Source organism: Phyllobacterium myrsinacearum (assembly GCF_014138285.1).
Classification (GTDB): Bacteria; Pseudomonadota; Alphaproteobacteria; order Rhizobiales; family Rhizobiaceae; genus Phyllobacterium; species Phyllobacterium myrsinacearum_A.
This window is the reverse complement of the sequence record NZ_JACGXN010000001.1, coordinates 950,265-969,540: the sequence shown is the minus strand read 5'-3', so window position 1 is coordinate 969,540 and position 19,276 is coordinate 950,265. Positions and strand designations below refer to the sequence as shown.

General features: G+C 54.5%; 19 protein-coding genes. 9 read left to right on the top strand and 10 right to left on the bottom strand.

Features of this window, described 5'->3' with window-relative positions:
* Positions 1 to 15: 15 nt before the first annotated feature.
* From dnaN to FHW16_RS04795, 9 genes are all read right to left on the bottom strand, one after another.
* Entirely contained in the window at positions 16 to 1,134 is a 1,119-nt protein-coding gene (dnaN, locus tag FHW16_RS04835; RefSeq protein WP_182547988.1) for a DNA polymerase III subunit beta, read from the bottom strand.
* Positions 1,135 to 1,320: 186 nt separating this feature from the next.
* The gene (gene dnaA, locus FHW16_RS04830) at positions 1,321 to 2,799 is read right to left on the bottom strand and encodes a chromosomal replication initiator protein DnaA (RefSeq protein WP_432652009.1); all 1,479 of its coding nucleotides are present in this window, start codon (positions 2,797 to 2,799) and stop codon (positions 1,321 to 1,323) included.
* 937 nt (positions 2,800 to 3,736) lie between these two features.
* Complete coding sequence (gene rpsT, locus FHW16_RS04825) at positions 3,737 to 4,003, bottom strand: 30S ribosomal protein S20 (RefSeq protein WP_182547987.1); 267 nt, start codon at positions 4,001 to 4,003, stop codon at positions 3,737 to 3,739.
* 156 nt (positions 4,004 to 4,159) lie between these two features.
* The gene (locus tag FHW16_RS04820) at positions 4,160 to 4,933 is read right to left on the bottom strand and encodes an enoyl-CoA hydratase (protein WP_182547986.1); all 774 of its coding nucleotides are present in this window, start codon (positions 4,931 to 4,933) and stop codon (positions 4,160 to 4,162) included.
* A gap of 13 nt (positions 4,934 to 4,946) precedes the next feature.
* Entirely contained in the window at positions 4,947 to 5,840 is an 894-nt protein-coding gene (gene mutM, locus FHW16_RS04815; RefSeq protein WP_182547985.1) for a bifunctional DNA-formamidopyrimidine glycosylase/DNA-(apurinic or apyrimidinic site) lyase, read from the bottom strand.
* Positions 5,833 to 7,068 (bottom strand): phosphopentomutase, encoded by a 1,236-nt coding sequence (locus FHW16_RS04810; protein ID WP_182547984.1) that lies wholly within the window; start codon positions 7,066 to 7,068, stop codon positions 5,833 to 5,835. Before FHW16_RS04810 ends, mutM begins: the two co-directional genes overlap by 8 nt.
* A 110-nt stretch (positions 7,069 to 7,178) precedes the next feature.
* Positions 7,179 to 7,706 carry a TadE/TadG family type IV pilus assembly protein gene (locus FHW16_RS04805; protein WP_182547983.1) on the bottom strand — a complete coding sequence of 176 codons (528 nt, stop codon included), beginning with the start codon at positions 7,704 to 7,706 and terminating at the stop codon, positions 7,179 to 7,181.
* Positions 7,707 to 7,846: 140 nt separating this feature from the next.
* Positions 7,847 to 8,443: a TadE/TadG family type IV pilus assembly protein gene (locus tag FHW16_RS04800; protein WP_182547982.1), complete on the bottom strand. Its 597-nt coding sequence runs from the start codon at positions 8,441 to 8,443 to the stop codon at positions 7,847 to 7,849.
* Between the two features lie 138 nt (positions 8,444 to 8,581).
* The gene (locus FHW16_RS04795) at positions 8,582 to 9,022 is read right to left on the bottom strand and encodes a pilus assembly protein N-terminal domain-containing protein (RefSeq protein WP_182547981.1); all 441 of its coding nucleotides are present in this window, start codon (positions 9,020 to 9,022) and stop codon (positions 8,582 to 8,584) included.
* Positions 9,023 to 9,300: 278 nt separating this feature from the next.
* On the opposite strand from FHW16_RS04795, the gene FHW16_RS04790 reads away from it, so the two are divergent.
* The 9 genes from FHW16_RS04790 to FHW16_RS04750 all read left to right on the top strand — a co-directional run bounded on the left by FHW16_RS04790 (position 9,301) and on the right by FHW16_RS04750 (position 18,251).
* Positions 9,301 to 9,507, top strand: coding sequence for a Flp family type IVb pilin (locus FHW16_RS04790; RefSeq protein ID WP_182547980.1), 207 nt, complete (start codon positions 9,301 to 9,303; stop codon positions 9,505 to 9,507).
* Between the two features lie 49 nt (positions 9,508 to 9,556).
* Positions 9,557 to 10,081, top strand: a complete 525-nt coding sequence (locus FHW16_RS04785) for an A24 family peptidase (protein WP_182547979.1) — start codon at positions 9,557 to 9,559, stop codon at positions 10,079 to 10,081.
* 185 nt (positions 10,082 to 10,266) lie between these two features.
* Entirely contained in the window at positions 10,267 to 11,070 is an 804-nt protein-coding gene (gene cpaB / locus FHW16_RS04780) for a Flp pilus assembly protein CpaB (RefSeq protein WP_182547978.1), read from the top strand.
* A 1-nt stretch (position 11,071) separates the two neighbouring features.
* Complete coding sequence (locus FHW16_RS04775) at positions 11,072 to 12,664, top strand: type II and III secretion system protein family protein (RefSeq protein WP_182547977.1); 1,593 nt, start codon at positions 11,072 to 11,074, stop codon at positions 12,662 to 12,664.
* 14 nt (positions 12,665 to 12,678) lie between these two features.
* Positions 12,679 to 13,356: a CpaD family pilus assembly protein gene (locus FHW16_RS04770; RefSeq protein ID WP_182547976.1), complete on the top strand. Its 678-nt coding sequence runs from the start codon at positions 12,679 to 12,681 to the stop codon at positions 13,354 to 13,356.
* 37 nt (positions 13,357 to 13,393) lie between these two features.
* Positions 13,394 to 14,677 (top strand): AAA family ATPase, encoded by a 1,284-nt coding sequence (locus FHW16_RS04765; RefSeq protein ID WP_182547975.1) that lies wholly within the window; start codon positions 13,394 to 13,396, stop codon positions 14,675 to 14,677.
* Between the two features lie 19 nt (positions 14,678 to 14,696).
* Complete coding sequence (locus tag FHW16_RS04760; RefSeq protein WP_182547974.1) at positions 14,697 to 16,172, top strand: CpaF family protein; 1,476 nt, start codon at positions 14,697 to 14,699, stop codon at positions 16,170 to 16,172.
* Between the two features lie 27 nt (positions 16,173 to 16,199).
* On the top strand, positions 16,200 to 17,213 hold the full coding sequence (locus tag FHW16_RS04755; RefSeq protein ID WP_182547973.1) for a type II secretion system F family protein: 1,014 nt from the start codon (positions 16,200 to 16,202) through the stop codon (positions 17,211 to 17,213).
* 12 nt (positions 17,214 to 17,225) lie between these two features.
* Entirely contained in the window at positions 17,226 to 18,251 is a 1,026-nt protein-coding gene (locus FHW16_RS04750; protein WP_182547972.1) for a type II secretion system F family protein, read from the top strand.
* A gap of 62 nt (positions 18,252 to 18,313) precedes the next feature.
* Here FHW16_RS04750 and FHW16_RS04745 read toward each other — a convergent pair whose 3' ends face one another.
* Positions 18,314 to 19,141, bottom strand: coding sequence for a tetratricopeptide repeat protein (locus FHW16_RS04745; protein ID WP_182547971.1), 828 nt, complete (start codon positions 19,139 to 19,141; stop codon positions 18,314 to 18,316).
* Between the last annotated feature and the right edge of the window lie 135 nt (positions 19,142 to 19,276).

Sequence of the window (19,276 nt, the reverse complement as noted above, 5' to 3'; positions counted from 1 at the left end):
GATTGTCCGTTTGCGTCAAACCCGCATCGGCATGAGCACGTAGAGTGCATTCGCGTCGCCCGTATCACGCACCAGTGTCGGCGAACCCGCATCGGCCAGCATGAAGATTGCTTCTGAACCGGAAAGCTGGGCCGTTATATCGAGCAGATATTTGGCATTGAAGCCAATCTCGATCGGATCGGAGTCATAGTCCGCGGCAAGTTCATCCGTGGCGCTGCCCGAATCCGGATTGTTCACCGTCAGCGTCAGCTGGCCATCGGCAATCGTCAATTTGACGGCGCGGCCGCGCTCGCTCGAAATTGTCGAGACGCGATCGACGGCAGAAGCAAAGCTCTGGCGGTCGATGGTCAGTTTCTTGTCGTTGCCTGATGGAATCACTCGCTGATAATCCGGGAAGGTGCCGTCAATCAGCTTGGACGTGAGAACCACAGAGCCGATAGTGAACCGGATTTTGGTGTCCGATAGCTCAATCGTAACGGCCACATCGGGATCATCGACAAGCTTCTGCAACTCGGCGACGGTCTTGCGCGGAATAATGACACCAGGCATACCTTCGGCACCCGAAGGCGCTTCCAGTTCCGCACGTGCCAGACGATGTCCGTCCGTAGCCACCGCGCGCAGCTTTAGCGAACCCTCGCTCTCGATGGCATGAAAATAAATGCCGTTGAGGTAGTAGCGGGTTTCCTCGGTGGAAATGGCGAACTGGGTCCGCTCAATGAGGCTCTTCAGCGCCGTGGATGTGATGCGGAATGTGTGCGTGAACGAACCTGCAGTCAGTTCCGGGAAATCTGATTGCGGCAGGCACTGCAGGCGGAAATTCGATCGGCCGGACGTGACGGTCATGGAGTTGCCGTCGGCATTGGTTGCCAGCATCACTTCCGCGCCATCAGGCAGCTTGCGCACAATATCGTAAAGCAGATGCGCTGGCACCGTCGTCGCACCTGATTGTTCGATCTGAGCCGCCGTGGCTTCGGTTACTTCGAGATCAAGATCTGTGGCTTTGAGGGCAAGGCTTGCACCTTCGGCATGCAGGAGAACGTTCGAAAGGATCGGAATGGTGTTTCGCCGTTCCACCACACGATGGACGTGGTTGAGCGACTTCAGAAGATTGGAACGTTCAAGAGTTACACGCATGATAAACCGGTCTCACTGTCTTTATCGACCCAAAGCCAACAGGGGCTTGCGGCGCTTTTTCTGGCGAGAGGGCAAAGTTCCCCCAAGGTCTAGCAAATTGGCAGAAAGTCATCCTAAAAAGCAAGCCTGCGGCTGGCATCAAAGTACCATACCACAGGCTTTCTGTTGATAAGTGACGAACCGGCCTTATTGAGCCTGATCGTTGATCAGACGCTTCAGAAGCTCAATTTCCTGTGACAGTTTCTGGTCCTTGCCTGCGACGTCCTCGATCTTGCGCACCGCATGCAGAACCGTGGTGTGATCGCGGCCGCCAAAGCGCCGGCCAATTTCCGGCAGGGAGCGGGGTGTCAGCATCTTGGCAAGATACATGGCGATCTGACGCGGCTTCACGATAGTGCGTGTGCGACGGTTGGACAGAAGATCCTGCTTGGACACGTTGTAATGCCGCGCAACAATGCGCTGGATTTCTTCAATGCGGATGCGCTTGGCTTCGCCGCCGCGCATGAGATGGCTGAGCAGCTCATCAACGCGGTCCACGGACAGATTCGGTTCGAATGTCTGGCGGAACAGAAGCTGGTTGAAAGCGCCTTCAAGCTCGCGGCCGCTTCCGGTGACGGACTGGGCCACATGATCGAGAATCTCAGGCGAGATATCCAGCGACTGGTCTTCATGCTGTGCAGAAACCAGGCGGCGCTTGAGAATCTCCAGACGCATCACATAATCAGGTGCAATCATTTCAAGCGCAACACCGCCTTGAAGGCGCGAACGCACCCGCGCATCAAGTGATTCCAGTTCTGAAGGCGGACGGTCGGCGGCCACAACAACCTGCTTGGCGCTGTCCAGCAAAGTGTTGATCAGATGGCAGAATTCGTGCTGGATCGACTTGCCCTGCAGGAACTGCATGTCGTCGATGATCAGAAGATCGATATCGCGCAGCTGTTCCTTGAACGAGAGTGCGTTGTTGTCGCGAATGGCTGTTGCAAAGCGCCACATGAAATATTCAGCGGTCAGATAAACCACCCGGGCCCGCTCCGAGCGCTTCAGGGCGTCGGCGGCGATTGCCTGCAGAAGGTGTGTTTTGCCAAGCCCCACGGAGGCATGGATGAACAGCGGGTTGAAACGGACGGCGCTGGCGCCAGCATCGGCGATGGTGCGTGCAGCGGCCAGGGCAACGCGGTTTGGCGTGCCATCGACAAATGTCTCGAATGTATAGCGCGGGTCCAGCGGCGAACCGAATACCGAGTTCTGTCCTGGACGGTCTGTTGCACGGTCAGCGAAATGCGCCGGTGCCTTCTTGTCCTGAGACGTGTTGCCAACGGGAAAAACCGGCTTGTCCCGGGCAATAGCCCGTGGATCGGCGCGCAATGCGGGCTCAGCTTCCAGCGAAGGGCGGCAGGCACGGCTGGCGCTGCGGAAAACGATCTCCACCTTCAGAATCTGCTCGTCTTCTTCACGCCACAGCGCGTTGATCATTTCGGAATAGTGGTTGTTGATCCAGGAGCGGAGAAATGCAGTCGGCACGGACAGGCGAACAATACTCTTGGATGTTTCATCCAGCTTCAGGCGACCAAACCAGCTTGAGTATACTTCATTTCCAAGCTTGGCCTTGAGTTTGGTCTTGACCCTCTCGAAAATCATTTCGCCCTGGCTGCTGGCCGATACCATACTTTTCCCTTCATCCATATGGAGCGGGACCATGGCTGCATTCGTGCCGTTTTCCATTATTCCGCTGGTCATTGTCATCGCCTCATCCTGATATTTATCTGTTCGGGCTTTAGATTGCCCGTGTTGTCATGTGGACCGGTCTGAAGCCGGTCTGCAGTTTTAAAAGCCGATCACCCCGATGATCAGCGTCCAATCTTCTGGTGCTATTTATTGGATAAGGTCAGGGACGCGGAATACAGGTCTGAACAATCTCGCAGTGAAATTCTTAAAACCGTCACGTCCATATCCCTTTCAACTTTGGCGCAAAAAGACTCACGCCCGGCTGATGCCAGCGCCGCCAACTTGCTTCTTTTCTGAAACGATCCAAGTTCGTACAACCTGGATACTCGACAAAAACTTACCCGTTACGCAAACAAAAAATCTGCGTCCGAACCCACTAATTTTATAAGCCTGTTAAATGGGTTTTTGCCCACCCCTTCGATGTCTGGACCTTACAAAAACCTTTGCGGGGAGGGCAAGGGCAGGCAGGACGCTTTTTTAGTGAATTAAAGGTTAACGCTTTTACGTTTTTTTTAACTACCTCCGGTTGGACCCGGAAAAAGCCTTCGGATTCAAAGCCTTTTTTGGAATGCCGATTTTGTTGCAGTGCGGAGTCGCGCGATCAAAAAAAAATATTAAATTATCGCTTGACAGAGGCTGGGGTGGCAGATTCTTCCGGCTGGGGTTGGGGCGCAATGACTACCTTCCGTAAGTAATTGATATTAAACGAGAAATGATGGTTGTCGCTTTTTGTATGAAACTATTTGTGACCGGCATATGTCAGGGTTTTGATATGCCACAATCTTTTTCACCGGAAACGAATTTATGCTCAAAAAAATGGCAAATAAAAAACCCGGCTAAAGACCAGCCGGGTTTAAAATAGACTATTCTTGCAGAATTAAGCAGTCATGCCCTTGAGACGCTGCGCAAGACGGGAAACCTTCCGGGAAGCCGTATTCTTGTGCAGAACGCCCTTTGTCGCAGCGCGCATCATTTCTGGTTCTACAGCCTTGAAGGCTACAGACGCGGCTGCCTGATCACCGCTTGTCACCGCATCTTCGAACTTGCGAAGGAAAGTGCGCACGCGTGAACGGCGGGATTTGTTTACTTCGGTGCGGGCTTCGATCTTACGCGCCGCTTTCTTGGCCGAAGGAGTGTTGGCCATGATGCCTCTCTTTTCTGTCAGCTACTCGGCAGCTTCAAAGCGGCCGTCACAAAATAATAGGGTGGCCGAGGGGCCACCAAACGTTGTCGGGCTTATAGATGACGTTTCCCGCTGCGTCAACTTGGAATCGTCGCCTCGCCGGTGGATATTTCAGGTTCAACGATTCTTGAAATGGGGCGTGCGTTTTTCGGCAAAGGCAGCCATTCCCTCTTTTTGATCTTCAAGAGCAAACATCGAGTGAAAGACACGCCGTTCGAACCTTAGCCCCTCGGACAAGGTGGTTTCATAGGCCCGATTGATCGTTTCCTTCGTCATCATGACCACAGGAAGGGAGAAGGAAGCAATTTTTTTGGCGGCCTTCAAGGCTTCTTCAATGAGTTCGCCAGCCGGCACAACACGTGCCACCAGGCCGCTGCGTTCGGCTTCGACTGCATCCATCATGCGTCCGGTCAGACACAGGTCCATAGCCTTCGACTTGCCAACAAAGCGCGTCAGTCGCTGTGATCCACCCATGCCAGGCATGACGCCCAGGGTAATCTCGGGCTGGCCAAATTTGGCGGTATCCGCCGCAATGATGAAATCGCACATCATGGCGAGTTCACAGCCGCCACCCAGCGCGTAACCGGCCACAGCGGCAATCAGCGGCTTGCGCAAGCGCGTGACCCGCTCCCACTCGCTGAAATAATCGCTGAGATAGGCATCGGCAAATTCCAGCGTCTGCATTTCCTTGATGTCGGCACCGGCGGCAAAGGCCTTTTCAGACCCGGTGATGACGACAGCACCAATCCGGTTGTCCTTTTCGAAGTCTTCAAGCGCAGCGCTAAGCTCGGCAAGCAGGGCGGAGTTCAGCGCATTAAGCGCCTGCGGGCGGTTGAGCTGGATAAACCCAACCTTTTCGCGTGTCTCTACAATGATGTTTTCGTAGGCCATCCGGATGCTCCTCCTAATGCTGGCAGATCGGGCAGAAAAATGTCGATCGCCCGCTTTGGACGATACGCGCTATCGTGCCATCACAGGCGGGACGCGGGCAAGGCTCACCTTCGCGGTCGTAGACAGAAAATGAATGCTGGAAATAGCCAAGCTCTCCATCAGCCTGCCGATAGTCTTTCAGGCTGGAGCCGCCGGCTGCGATCGCATCTGATATGACCGAACGAACGGACGTGGCAAGCCGATCCGCCATAAGGGTTGGACCACCACTTTCTCCAGCAATGGTTCCCGCCACCCGCAGAGGCGACAGTTCGGCACGCCATAGCGCTTCGCAGACATAGATATTGCCCAGGCCTGCAATCAACTTCTGGTCGAGCAAGGCCGCCTTCAACGGGGCATTCTTGTTCTCGAACAGCTTGGCCAGCAATGCCCCATCCAACCGGTTGCCTGTCGGCTCGATACCGAGATCCTGAATCAGCTTGTGTGTATTGAGCATCCCCGGTTCGGCAAACAGCATGAACCCGAAACGGCGCGGATCATTATAGATGATGCGGCTTTTGATCCGGTCCTTTGATTCCACATGGATTACCACATGATCATGAGTCGTGTTTCTTGACCGCTCGTGGTGGAACACACCCGGTGCTGTCTGCTCCGCATCCTGTTCGATGCGATAGGATCCTGACATGCCGAGATGACTGATCAGTCCCAAACCGTCATCAAGATGCACGATGAGATACTTTGCCCGGCGCTCCAGCGAGTTGATGATGCGTCCGGTCAGTCGTTCAGCAAACCGGTCCGGAAAGGGGAAACGCAAATCTGGTCTGCGTTGCTCGACATGTGCAATGGTTGCGCCCTCCATAAAGGGTTGCAGCCCGCGCCGCACGGTTTCAACTTCAGGAAGTTCAGGCATGGGATGCGGTGCCTCTCAGAAAGCTTTTCCCGTGCGGCCCTGATGCAATGCCAAGATGCGCAGCAATGGTCTCGCCAATATCGGCAAAGGTCGGGCGGATACCGAGGGACCCGTGCGGAAGATCTGGCCCGAAACAGAGAACTGGAACACGTTCGCGCGTGTGGTCTGTCCCCCTGAAGGTCGGGTCGCAGCCATGATCGGCAGTCAGTATGAGGAGGTCACCGGTACGCAGCTTTGCCAAGGCCTCAGGCAGGCGGCGATCGAAGGCTTCGAGAGCGGCGGCGTAGCCAGGTACGTCACGGCGGTGTCCGAACAGCATGTCGAAATCGACAAAGTTGGTAAATACCAGATCGCCGTCCTGTGCGTCATCCATCGCAATCAGGGTCTCTTCGAAGAGCGCCATATTGCCATTGGCCTTGCGCACCTGGGATATGCCCTTGTGTGCATAAATGTCCGCGATCTTGCCGATGGCAATGACTTTGTGGCCCGCGTCGGTAAGCCTGTCGAGCAAAGTGAGCTCCGGTGGCGGTACGGAATAGTCGCGGCGGTTACCGGTGCGCTCGAAATTGTCCTTGCTCTCACCCACAAATGGCCGTGCGATCACGCGGCCAATGTTCAGTGGATCGACCAGCTCGCGAACGATCTCGCAAAGCTTATAGAGGCGGTCGAGGCCGAAGTGCTGTTCGTGCGCGGCGATCTGGATCACCGAATCCGTTGATGTATAGAAAATCGGCTTGCCGCTGCTGATGTGTTCTTCTCCGCACTCCTCGATAATCTCGGTTCCGGAAGCATGTTTGTTGCCCAGAATACCCGGCAGACTGGCAAGACGCATGGCCTCGGCGACCAGCGTATCGGGAAAGGTCGGGATGGTTTGCGGGAAGTAACCCCAGTTGAAGTGGACAGGAACACCGGCGATCTCCCAATGTCCTGATGGTGTATCCTTACCGTTGGAAACTTCTTCCGCTGCTCCCCACAATCCGACAGGGTCGGTTACGTCAGCGGGAATCTCAAGATCAGACGCAAGATTGGCCGCGTGAAAAAGGCCCAGCGTAGCCATCTGGGGCAGGGCGAGGGGGCCGGACCGCAAACCGTCCTTGTCTCCACGGCCGTCTGCACATGCTTCCACAATATGCCCCAGCGTCGTGGAGCCGGTGTCGCCGAAAGCTGCTGCATCGGGCGCGCCGCCTATGCCAAAAGAATCGAGCACAAAAAGAAAAGCGCGAGACATGCCTTACTCCATCAGAACCAGCACCCACAGATAGGTGAAACTGAAGCCGATGACAAACATCATGTGCTCAGGTCAATTGAACGGCGCGTTTTAAGGCCGACTTTTGCGTATCAGCAATTGGTGCAAACGACTCCTTTGCCCTGACGCGCCTGGCCATGGAGCATCTTGGACATGGCGATCCCTGTGCCACTGGTACCTAACGAGGTGGTGACGGGATCCTTCATTGTCCAGGCAATGAGCGGAATATAGGAGATGCTCATTTCAACACGGACAAACGTTGAATCCGGAATCTGCAGATTGGGGTCAATGCCAATTGCACTATTACTTGTATAGGGCGTTGAAATGGTCTGACCTTGTTTGCGCAGGGACCATCCAACAGTAGCTTTGCCATCCTTATCGACATTGATGGATGTCACCGTAATTTTGGGCAGGTCGCGTTGATACGGCAAGAGGACCGAGGTCGCAATTTCCATGATATCGGCAACCTTCTCTTTTGCGATGGATTGCTGCTGCGTGACCAAATCCCCGACCATTGTGCCCGCGCGAGCAAGTTTTTTATTGACGTCAAAACCGTTAGTCACTTCAACGATACCAAGAAAAAGCAGGAGCATTACCGGTGCGATCAATGCGAATTCCAATGCCGCCACCCCACGTCGATCTCTTAGGAAAGACGCCAGGGAAGCCTTCGACATGCTTGCGATTGTGAGCAGTTTTAGACACGGCTGCATGGCTTGGACTTTCGCTGAAGACAAGAAACGTTTGGAAGATCGGGCGTCAATCACAGATAAGGCTCATTTTGCCAGGTCGTAGTGGAGAAAAGCAGGGTCTTGCCTTGTCCTTTTGTGCTCTCAATGCGTGCCTTCATCACATCTGTAAGGATGGGCCATCGATAAAAGGCCCGCAACTGATTGATGGTGCCTGCCCCGCCGGGAGAATTCTTGAATCCGGTCGTATCGACATCCCGGTCGGACGTGAGGGGAATAGTCGTTGGGACGGCTTTGAACGTCGGGTATGTCTGTAAATCAACGACGAGATCCGGGCAGCTTGCCTCCGCCATGAACAATTGATCGCAAACGAGCGTTTTTAACTTGCTGCCACTTACATCGCCGGGTTTCAGCTGGCCGGTTCGCAGCTGGCGTGAAATGTCGTCAACAGCGTTGGACATCACCTGCTCTGCCGTGAAGCTCAGGCTGACCTCGATCACACCAAAGATGAGGAGAAAGAAGGGGAGAGCGATCAGCGCAAACTCAATCGCGACTGTACCGCGATTACTTTTACGGAACCGCGACAATATCGTGGGCTTGCGGACAGCGCGTGCCGGCCTCGAAAGACCGGAATCTTCATGCGCTTCAACTCTAACAGCTCCCCGCGGCATGGATTGTCCTTCTCCGTATCTCTGCAACGGACAAAGCTCTATCAGCCAGATGTTAGAATCTCGTTTGAAGGCAGATGCAAATTGTGATGAGCTAATTCACACTTTCTCAACTTTGACGCGAGTTCATGCCTAAGAATATCAGTTGCCGCCAATTTCCGTATCGGATTTCGTCTCGGCGGCGGTCTTCTGTGATGTCTCGCAGAAGGGAGAGCAGGAAAGAGTTTGGACAGCGGCGCGGCGGTAAACCCGCACGGTGTTCGAAACGCTACGGCTGACAAGAACCTGGTCATCGACAATGGCGCCGCCATCGGCATCCATGATGACGATATTGGTCATCCCGAAACCCTTGCCGGTCAGCACCACTGTTCTTGAATCCTTCACGACAGCATCTGCTATCTCGGGGTCACCGACCACCACGGTATCGGCCGGCCGGGCCAGCTTCAGTACGGTTGCCTGATTCATGACGACATGTATGCCGGTGTCAGCGCCGGCCAGCGTTACGCCGGACAGTGCGATCATGGCCGCCAGCATGCTGATTACTCCGCGCTGACGGATACGCCGGTCATTATGTCGAACCATGGGAATGCCCTTCGAAAAATCGTTGAAGGAACCATGCCTGTGATTGGTGAAAGAAGGCTTAAATCAGTGCACCAGTCATTAAGTATAATTTTGAGTGTCGGCCCTATTCGTCGCCGCACCACAAGATCGGGCACGAAAAGGGGCAATTTTAGACCACAACTTCATCTTTTCGTAACGGTCTTTTTTAAGATGAAAGCAATCCGTCATGGATAATCTCCAAGCATGCCACGTTGCAAAGATGGCCATAATGAATGGCAATAGAAATGCGGGGGATCACAATGCTCAGTCCAAAACATCTCGCAGAGTCAGGTGATAATGCTTTCACTGGCTTTCCGCGGAACAAGTCCGGAGCAACAGCCATCGAGTATGCTCTGATTGCGGCCATCATCTCTATTGGGATCGTGGCTGGTGCTGGGACACTCGGAACCGCCCTGAATGCCACCTATGAGGGTGTTTCGACCAGAGTTTCGGACGCTACCAAATGATCTTCAAGCGTGGAAATGGCTTTGATGCCAGTCTTGGAGTAATGACGCGATGATCGAAGCGGCAATATTGATCGTGTTTCCCTTTGCGATGGCTTTTGCTGGCGTATCCGACCTCTTGTCGATGACGATCCAAAATCGCGTCTCGATCATACTGCTCCTGTCTTTTGCTATGCTGGCCCCTTTGACGGGAATGCCGTGGGATATTTATGGCCTGCATTTTGCGGCGGGTGCCGCCGTTCTTGCCGTCACATTCCTGCTGTTTGCAACTGGAACAATGGGCGGCGGGGATGCAAAACTCATGACTGCAACTGCAGTCTGGATAGGCTGGAACATGGAACTGGCAGGCTATCTGCTCATTCTGTCGCTGCTTGGTGGTGCTTTAACCCTGGCGATCCTCAGATATCGGAGCTCGCACGTGGCAATCGTCTACGCCGGACGGTTTGAGTTCATGCATCGATTGGCACAAAAGAACGAAGGTGTGCCCTATGGGGTCGCTCTCGGAGCCGCAGGCTTTCTGGTGTTTCCATCGTCGCCCATGTGCATGTGGGTCGTGGGCAGACTGGCTCACGTTTAACAGTTTGCAGTTATCTCTTTGTTGTTTCGTAGCTGAAACGGCAGCCCTCCAATGAAGACGGCACAAACAACTACATAGTGACTGTCGTTTTTTGTCTTTTTAAGTAAAGTGTTAACCATAATTACACGATTGCCAAGTCAAGGTGCAACCCTGGGTAATTAGACAAAAGTCTATTGGGGTCATCGATGCAAAAGGCACGCGTTGTTATTCTCATCGTGGCGATAACGGCTGCCGGTACGGCTGGCTACATCGCAACGACCATGAAGCCTGATGCACCGGTCGTTGAAGCCGTCGCCCCCCCGCCCCCGCAGATTGAACTCCAGGACGTACTGGTTGCCACCGACGGTCTTGGTGTTGGTGCTGAAATGCAAAACCAGATGCGCTGGCAGCCCTGGCCCGTGTCGGCACTGGCCGATGGTTACATCAAACGGTCAGAACGACCACAGGCCGAGGAGGAACTGCGCGGATCCACTGTCCGGCTGCAGATATTCCCGGGAGAACCGATCCGCGAAGCAAAGCTGATTGGCAAAGGTCAGAGTTTTATGTCGGCGCAACTACCGGCCGGAATGCGGGCGGTGGCGACGCAGATCGCGGCTGATACCTCTGCTGGCGGCTTCATCCTGCCTAATGATTATGTTGACGTCATCATGATCCGCCAGGTGGACGGCGAGCAAAAGCAATTTGCCACGGAAACCATCCTGAGCAATGTCCGCGTTCTCGCCATCGATCAAACGATTCAGGAGGACGAGACCGGCCAGAAAAACAAACTGGGCTCGACCGCGACCCTCGAACTGACCCCGCAACAGGCAGAAATATTGGCGGTAGCGCAGCAAATGGCGAGCCGCATGACGCTGGTGCTGAGATCCCTGCAGGACGCACAGGAGCCAACAGGCCCGGGCGCCGAATATCTCGTCAACTCACCGGGCCGGGCCGGGAATGTGAAACTCATCAAATCCGGAACAGTCACTGAAATATTGGGGCGCAAATAAAATGGGGATCGGATCAATCGTCACGGCGGGCAAATCTGACAATCGCCTTTCCCGATATTGGAGGGCCGGTCTCATCGCAGCCGGCTGTAGCGTTGCCCTTCTGCCAATCCAGACAGCGGCCGTTGCAGAAAGCAATGTTGTCAAACTGAATCAAGGCCAAGGCGCCTCGAAGACAATCAACCTTTCGCTCAACAAATCACTTGTTGTCGATCTTCCAGCTGATGCTTATGACATTCTTGTCGCTAATCCATCCGTAGCAGACGCCGTGACGCGCACAGCCCGCCGCATCTATCTCTTTGGAAAGCAGGTCGGTCAGACAAATATTTTCGTTTTCGGTCCAAATGGCGAGCAGCTCGCAAGCTTTGATCTGGTGATCGAACGGGATGTTGCCGGTCTCGAAGGCAGCCTCAAAAAATACATTCCGGATTCGGATATCAAGGTTGAGCTGCTTAACGACAACGTCATTTTGACGGGAACAGTGCAGACCCCCCTGGACGCCAAGCGGGCCACTGATCTTGCGACGCTGCTGGTGACGGGCGGTGAAGCGACAACAGGACAGTATTCGCAGAATGCCGTGAGCAGCGGCAAGGGTACCAGCGTCGTTATCGGTGACTCGGAAGAACAACGCCAGAAGAGCAAGATCGTCAATCTCATTCAGATTGCCGGTGAAGATCAGGTAACACTGAAAGTTACCGTGGCGGAAGTCAGCCGCACAGTCATGAAGCAATTGGGCGTCAATCTTATCGGTTCCACTAAGTCTGATGGTATCTTGTTCAGTTCCGAGAATATCGCTTCACTTGTCGGTAAATCGTTGAGTACGTCAGGCGCTTCCATCCCGTTGTCGATCGGCAGCGCAACAATCGACTCCTACATCAACGCAATGGAAGCGGCTGGTGTGATGAAAACCTTGGCCGAGCCGTCACTCACGGCGATTTCAGGCGAACAGGCAACGTTCAAGGTTGGCGGCGAGTATAATTTGATTACCGGCCAAACGGTCTCGGAAAACTCAAAAACTGGTGTCGAGCGATCAAGTTATGACATATCGAAAGTGGAATATGGCATTGGCCTGGAATTCGTTCCGATTGTGCTTTCCCCGGGCCGAATAAGCCTGAAGGTTCGGACATCGGTTTCTGAACCCACGATGGAAGGATCTATCAGTCTCAGTGCGGGTTCCGACGGGCTTAGTGGCCGGAGCACTGCGCCGTCAACCAATCTGATTTCCTTGCGCAAGCGTTTGGCTGACACCACTGTTGAATTGCCCTCGGGCGGCTCGATGATGATTGCAGGGCTGATGCGGGATGAAAACCGCGCTGCTATCTCGGGGTTGCCGGGGATGTCGAAAATCCCGATCCTGGGAACGCTGTTCCGCAGCCGTGAGTTCGTGCGAAACGAAAGCGAGCTCGTCATCATCATTACCCCGTATTTGGTGCGCCCGGTCGCTCGCACTGCGCTGGCCCGTCCCGACGACAACCTCAATCCCGCAGATGATGCTTCGGGAATGTTTCTCGGCAAAGTCAATCGCGTCTATGGCACCAAAGCTGCCGCCGCACCGACCGGACGCTATGAAGGCGTTGTTGGATACATCTACAAATGAGCAAGGACGCGTCCATGTCAGATAATAAATCCATACGCATGAAGCCGGTGCTTGCTCTTCTTGCGATCGCTCTTCTTGCGGGTTGTGCCGATCGCAATGGATCCGTGGGTAGCATTCCCGATGATTATCGGACCAATCATCCCATCGTCATCTCCGAAAAGGAGCAGGTCGCGGATATTCCGGTTGGCCATGCGGACAACAGATTGTCGATTACACAGCGCAGCATCGTTCAGAATGTGCTTGCCAATTATCACGCCAATGGGTCTGGCGTCATTCATATCCTGCTGCCATCGGGAACCCCCAACGAACGTGCAGCAACCAGACTGCGCGATGATATTGTCGCTACTCTGCGAAAGAGCGGTGTAAAGCCGTTCAATATATCCAGCGAACGCTATCAGGCTGATCCTGATGAATCAGCGCCCATTCGCCTGTCATACTCTGCCATGACCGCATCGACGGGACCCTGTGGCAAGTGGCCCAAAGATATTCTGGATACGGCAGATAACAAGCACTACGCCAATTTCGGCTGTGCCAGCCAGAACAATCTGGCGGCCCAGATCGCCAACCCTGCTGATTTGCTTGGACCAAGAGCGATGACTTCAATTGATGCGGAACGCCGCGGATTCGTCATCGATGAATATAGGAAAGCTCCTGCGCCGACCCCTGTGCAGACACAGGACGTGAACTACTAGAGATCCATACCCTTTCTTCGAAAAGCGGAATGCTAAGATGAGCCAGTTGGCCTTTGAAACAGAGAATCAGTTCGAAGATGGCGGCGAACGTCCTGCCGGGACGAGGCTTCACGCTTATCGGCCTATTCCCCGCATATCGATCCAGGCATTTTGCGAAACGGATGCCATTGCAAAGCAAATATCGCGGGCAAGCGAAGATCGCCGCATGGCGAAAACCCACGCCCAACTGCACATGGGTGGTGTAGACAGCGCCGTCGAACTCTTCCAGACGATGCCGACACCCAATCTCATTCTGCTGGAATCATCGGCTGCGCCACGTGATATGCTGGAACGGCTGACAGCGCTTTCGGAAGTGTGCGACCCAAGCACCAAGGTTGTCATCATCGGTCACTACAACGATGTCTGGCTTTACCGCGAACTTTTGCGCAACGGCATTTCTGAATACATGGTCGCACCGATCGATCTGGCCGACATCGTTGGCGTGATCGGCGGCCTCTTTGTCGATCCCGATGCCAAGCCACTGGGAAACTCCATTGCATTCATTGGTGCCAAAGGGGGCGTAGGCGCTTCAACCCTGGCGCATAATATAGCTTGGTCAATCTCGTCTCTTTTCAAAAATGAAGTCGTCATAGCAGACATGGATCTGCCCTATGGCACCGCCAATATCAACTTCGATCAGGATCCGCCTCAGGGCATTGCCGAGGCAGTCTTCTCACCCGAACGCATTGATGATGTTTACCTCGACCGGCTCCTCGCCCAATGTGCGGAAAATCTGTCACTGCTGGCGGCACCATCGACGCTCGATCGTGTGTTCGATTTTCGCGAGGATTCTTTCGCCCATCTGATCGATGTTGCGCAGCGCTCCGTTCCACATGTGGTTCTGGATATTCCGCACACCTGGAATGGCTGGACCCGGACAACGCTGGCGCGGGCAGATGAAATCGTCATTGTTGCTTCGCCCGAGCTCGCAAATCTGCGCAACACCAAAAATCTGCTCGATACCTTGAAACAGTTGCGGCCCAATGACGGGCCGCCACGGCTCATTCTCAATCAGGTGGGAATTCCCAAGCGGCCGGAGATTGCGCCAGCAGATTTCTGCAGTCCGCTGGGTATTGCGCCGCTCGGCGTGATCCCGTTCGAACCGGCGCTGTTTGGAAACGCAGCCAATAATGGACGAATGCTGGCTGAGACGGATTCTGCCAATGCGATTGTCCAGAACATCAATGAGATTGCCCATATCCTGACGGGTCGGCTCGAACTGAAGGCCAAGAAGAAGCCGGGGCTCTCTTCAGTCTTGTCCAAGCTGACGCGCAAGAAATGACATTGAAGGAATAAAGTCTATGTTCGGCAAACGCGGAAATACGGGAGAAACCCGCCCGGTTCAGGAGTTTCGGGCGATTGCGCTTGAGACAGCGTTGCCAATGCACACAGCACTTGGCGCTGAACCTATGCGATTCCCGCGCGACGTCGCTGAAGTGAAGCGTTCGGCAGTTGTTGAGCAGCCGCCTAAACCGGTCGCGCCGCCGCGCGAAAAGACCGAAAGTTATTACGACACCAAATCCCAGGTCTTTACGGCACTGATCGATACAATCGACCTTTCCCAACTTTCAAGACTTGATCCGGACGTTGCGCGTGAGGAAATCCGCGATATCGTCAACGACATCATCGCGATCAAGAATTTTGCCATGTCGATTGCCGAGCAGGAAGAGCTGCTTGATGATATTTGCAACGACGTTCTCGGCTACGGTCCGCTGGAACCTTTGCTGGCGCGCGACGACATCGCCGATATCATGGTCAATGGTGCACGCAAGACCTACATCGAAGTCTTGGGCAAGGTTCAGGAATCAGGGGTACGGTTCCGCGACAATCAGCAACTCTTGAACATCTGCCAGCGTATTGTCAGCCAGGTCGGTCGCCGTGTTGATGAATCCAGCCCCATATGTGATGCCCGACTTCCCGATGGCTCGCGCGTCAATGTCATTGCCCCGCCGCTTGCGCTCGATGGACCTGTTCTCACCATCCGGAAATTCAAAAAAGATAAACTGACGCTTGATCAACTTGTCCGGCTTGGCGCCATTTCCCCTGCCGGTGCCGAATTATTGCAGATCATCGGGCGTGTTCGTTGCAATATCGTCATTTCCGGCGGCACGGGTTCAGGGAAGACGACGCTTCTGAACTGCCTGACGAACTATATCGACAGGGATGAACGCATTATTACCTGCGAGGATTCCGCCGAACTTCAATTGCAGCAGCCGCACGTCGTGCGCCTTGAGACCCGCCCGGCGAATCTGGAAGGCGAGGGCGAGATTACCATGCGTGATCTAGTCAAGAACTGCCTGCGTATGCGCCCCGAACGCATTATTGTTGGCGAAGTACGCGGACCGGAAGTTTTCGATCTCCTGTCGGCCATGAATACCGGCCATGACGGGTCCATGGGCACCATCCACGCCAACAGTCCGCGCGAATGCCTCAATCGCATGGAGTCGATGATTGCCATGGGTGGTTTTACACTGCCGCAGAGGGCCGTACGCGAGATTATTGTCGGCTCTGTCGATATCATCATCCAGGCAGCCCGTCTGCGCGACGGCTCGCGCCGGATCACGCATATAACTGAGGTCGTTGGCATGGAAGGCGATGTGATCATCACCCAGGATATCATGCTCTACGATATCGACGGTGAAGACGCCAACGGACGCCTCATCGGGAAGCATGTCTCCACTGGTCTGAGCCGCCCGAAATTCTGGGATCGCGCCCGTTACTACAATGAGGAGCAGCGGCTGGCCCAAGCCATCGATGCGATGGAAATACAGTCATGAGAGGGTTAGCCCGACTGGAGTACGTCAATGTTCGGGCTTGATCTCGATCAACTGGTTTTTGTGGTGCTGGCAACAGTGGCGGTAACAGCTCTTGTCTACTTCTTTGTATTCGACCATATCGAACTGCAGAAAAAGACTGATGACCGGTTGAACTCAGTCAAGATGGCGGCAACTGATGGTTTAAGTAAATCCACAGCGCGGGACAAGCAGGCCGAGGCCGTGAAGCGCCGAAAATCCGTGCAGGACACGTTGAACGATATCGATCAGCGGCAAAAGCTGCGCGACAAGAATATCAAATCTCCGCCACTGAAGATGTTGCTGCAGCAGGCGGGCATGAAGGTCACGGTCCGGCGCTTCTATATCTATTCCGGCATTGCAGGTCTTATTCTGGTGCTTCTTCGGGTGTTTTTCGGTGCACCTCTTTATCTTGCACCTGGTTTCTTCCTGATTGGTGCCTTGGGTTTGCCAAGGGCATTTGTCTATTTCAGGCGTCGCCGCCGCGTTGCGGCGTTCTTGCATGAATTTCCAAATTCCATTGATGTCATCGTGCGCGCTATACGATCCGGCTTGCCGCTCAATGATGGAATTCGACTGATCGCGCAGGAAGCGCGCGAGCCGGTCCGCACGGAATTTCGCAGGATTGTCGATATGCAACAGGTTGGCGTGAGTATTCCGGATGCCGCAATGCGCATGTCGGAATTCATGCCCTGTCCGGAGGCCAGTTTCTTTGGCATCGTCATCCAGATTCAATCCCAGGCGGGCGGAAATCTGTCCGAAGCGCTCGGCAATTTGTCAAGAGTGCTGCGCGACCGGAAAAAGATGAAGGCAAAGGTGCAGGCTCTCTCGATGGAAGCCAAGGCTTCTGCCTATATTCTTGGAGCCTTGCCGTTTGTCGTCGCAACGCTCGTTTACCTGACAAGTCCGAATTACATCATGGTTTTGTTCACAACCGAGACGGGCAAACTTATCATGATGTGCGCGGCGGTCTGGATGTCTATCGGCATTCTTGTGATGCGCAAAATGATCAACTTCAAGTTTTAGACGGAGCGCGCGGTGTTTTCTTCTCTTCTCAAAGCCGTGCACGACGATCCGGACACCGTCCGCGCTGTCCTCGTTGCGATTTCGGCATTTGCAACCGTCGTGACGATTTTCTTGCCAAAGCTTCGCACCTCGGTGCTAAAAACGCGGATGAAATCGGTGGCTCTGGAGCGTGACCAGCTCCGCGCAAAGGATCGTACGCGTCTTGCGGCTGAAAGCATCAGTCGTCACAAGGCTGCCGCGCAGGGTAGTCTGCGCATGACACAAAGACAGGGCGTCCGGCAATTCGTCGAGAAGTTGGACCTGCAACGGGCACTTGCCGATGAAAAGACGTTGGCTTCGCTGCGCACTGCGGGATTTCGCGGGCAGAACGCACTGAATTTGTTCCTGGCGGCCCGTTTTGGTCTGCCATTCCTGACGCTGATTTTGACCGCTTTCTGGATATTCGGCTTGGATGGACTCTCGCAGCAATCGACAATGATACGGGTACTTGTCTGTCTCATCGGGGGCTATGTCGGTTTTTATGCGCCTAATCTTTACGTCAGCAATGCAGGCAGCAAGCGCAAGCATTCCATCCAGATGGCGTGGCCGGATTCACTTGATCTCATGCTGATCTGCGTCGAATCAGGCATGTCGATCGAAGCTGCCTTCAAGAAGGTTTCCGAGGAGATCGGCGTCCAGTCAACGGCGCTGGCCGAAGAGTTTGTCCTGACGAATGCAGAACTCTCTTTCCTGCCGGAGCGCCGTCAGGCCTATGAGAATCTTGCCACGCGCACGGGGCTGGAGTCAGTCAAGGCAGTCGTACAGGCTTTGACCCAGTCTGAACGCTACGGGACGTCTATTGGTGGTGCGCTCCGAACTTTGTCCGACGAGAGCCGTGAAGCCCGCATGAACGCTGCCGAGAAGAAAGCCGCAGCACTGCCGCCCAAACTGACTGTGCCGATGATTCTCTTTCTCCTGCCCGTGCTGTTCGCGGTTATCCTCGGGCCGGCTGTTATTCAGGTTTCGGCGCAAGGTGGCGTGTTCGGGGCCATAAAATAAGCAAAATGCAAAGCAGTCCGGTAAGCGGCATCGGATAGGGTGGCTTTCGGGCCTTTGGATGCTCAGCTGTTGGGCTTCTTCTTGTCCTTCAGCATATTCCAGGAGTTCTGCTGGGCGAGCATCGAGCGCAGATATTTGACGTTTGTTTCTGCCTGTTGTGGGGAGAGTTCCTGTTTGGCGATGGATTCAGCTTCGGCAAACCGTCCCTGCAGCCCGACAACAAGGGCCAGATTCTGCCGGACGCGGCTATCGGCACCCTGAGCGCTAACTGCTTTGCGCATATATGTTTCTGCTGTGTTCAACTCGCCCGAGAGCACATAGGACATGCCGAGATTGGAGAGAAGCGAAGCCTCGTTCGGGTGGAGATCCATCGCCTGTTTGTAGATATCGCGGGCTTCGCCGGTTTTGCCCAACTGATCAAGGATAGCGCCCTCGGCGGAAAGGAGTTTCCAGTCTGGGTATTCCGGTGTCTGGGCCCTGCGGATCGCATCGAGTGCGGCCTCAAATTCGCCGCTGCTCGCCAATGCCTTGCCATATGCAGCCAGAACATCCCGGTCTTTCGGATAGGCGATGGCAAGACTGCGCATGACAGCAAGCGCCTGATCGTTTCGGCCCGTCATGCGCAAGACCGCAGCAAAGTTCATTGCCGTAGTCCTGTCTTTTGGATTGTTCTGATACCGTGCGCCCAGGCTGGTCGATGCCTGCGCAAGCTGTTGCGCATTCATCTGATCGAAATTACCCGTTGGCGCCGCAGCAGCCGAAACGGGAGAAATCGACCCGGTGGTTGTTTTGTCAGTTGTGGCGCATCCGGAAATGCCGAGGGCAAAGGCGACAATGGCGGCGGAAAAAATCAGCTGGCGATTGCGTTGAATAATGCCTGCGCTTGTCATAATTTGCCCCGTCAGATCCCACCGCACGTTCATTGGTGCGTTAACCAATCCCATGTGAAAGAAATATTCTGTTAACCCTAACGGACCGTTAATAGCGCCATGTTTGCGGGCGTAAACGCAGAAAATTGATCCCAG

Excerpts from the sequence above, each read along its gene's own strand:
- dnaN (WP_182547988.1), bottom strand. The coding sequence starts at position 1,134 with ATGCGTGTAACTCTTGAACGTTCCAATCTTCTGAAGTCGCTCAACCAC.
- dnaA (WP_432652009.1), bottom strand. The coding sequence starts at position 2,799 with ATGGTATCGGCCAGCAGCCAGGGCGAAATGATTTTCGAGAGGGTCAAG.
- rpsT (WP_182547987.1), bottom strand. The coding sequence starts at position 4,003 with ATGGCCAACACTCCTTCGGCCAAGAAAGCGGCGCGTAAGATCGAAGCC.
- FHW16_RS04820 (WP_182547986.1), bottom strand. The coding sequence starts at position 4,933 with ATGGCCTACGAAAACATCATTGTAGAGACACGCGAAAAGGTTGGGTTT.
- mutM (WP_182547985.1), bottom strand. The coding sequence starts at position 5,840 with ATGCCTGAACTTCCTGAAGTTGAAACCGTGCGGCGCGGGCTGCAACCC.
- FHW16_RS04810 (WP_182547984.1), bottom strand. The coding sequence starts at position 7,068 with ATGTCTCGCGCTTTTCTTTTTGTGCTCGATTCTTTTGGCATAGGCGGC.
- FHW16_RS04800 (WP_182547982.1), bottom strand. The coding sequence starts at position 8,443 with ATGCCGCGGGGAGCTGTTAGAGTTGAAGCGCATGAAGATTCCGGTCTT.
- FHW16_RS04795 (WP_182547981.1), bottom strand. The coding sequence starts at position 9,022 with ATGGTTCGACATAATGACCGGCGTATCCGTCAGCGCGGAGTAATCAGC.
- FHW16_RS04790 (WP_182547980.1), top strand. The coding sequence starts at position 9,301 with ATGCTCAGTCCAAAACATCTCGCAGAGTCAGGTGATAATGCTTTCACT.
- FHW16_RS04785 (WP_182547979.1), top strand. The coding sequence starts at position 9,557 with ATGATCGAAGCGGCAATATTGATCGTGTTTCCCTTTGCGATGGCTTTT.
- cpaB (WP_182547978.1), top strand. The coding sequence starts at position 10,267 with ATGCAAAAGGCACGCGTTGTTATTCTCATCGTGGCGATAACGGCTGCC.
- FHW16_RS04775 (WP_182547977.1), top strand. The coding sequence starts at position 11,072 with ATGGGGATCGGATCAATCGTCACGGCGGGCAAATCTGACAATCGCCTT.
- FHW16_RS04770 (WP_182547976.1), top strand. The coding sequence starts at position 12,679 with ATGTCAGATAATAAATCCATACGCATGAAGCCGGTGCTTGCTCTTCTT.
- FHW16_RS04765 (WP_182547975.1), top strand. The coding sequence starts at position 13,394 with ATGAGCCAGTTGGCCTTTGAAACAGAGAATCAGTTCGAAGATGGCGGC.
- FHW16_RS04760 (WP_182547974.1), top strand. The coding sequence starts at position 14,697 with ATGTTCGGCAAACGCGGAAATACGGGAGAAACCCGCCCGGTTCAGGAG.
- FHW16_RS04755 (WP_182547973.1), top strand. The coding sequence starts at position 16,200 with ATGTTCGGGCTTGATCTCGATCAACTGGTTTTTGTGGTGCTGGCAACA.
- FHW16_RS04745 (WP_182547971.1), bottom strand. The coding sequence starts at position 19,141 with ATGACAAGCGCAGGCATTATTCAACGCAATCGCCAGCTGATTTTTTCC.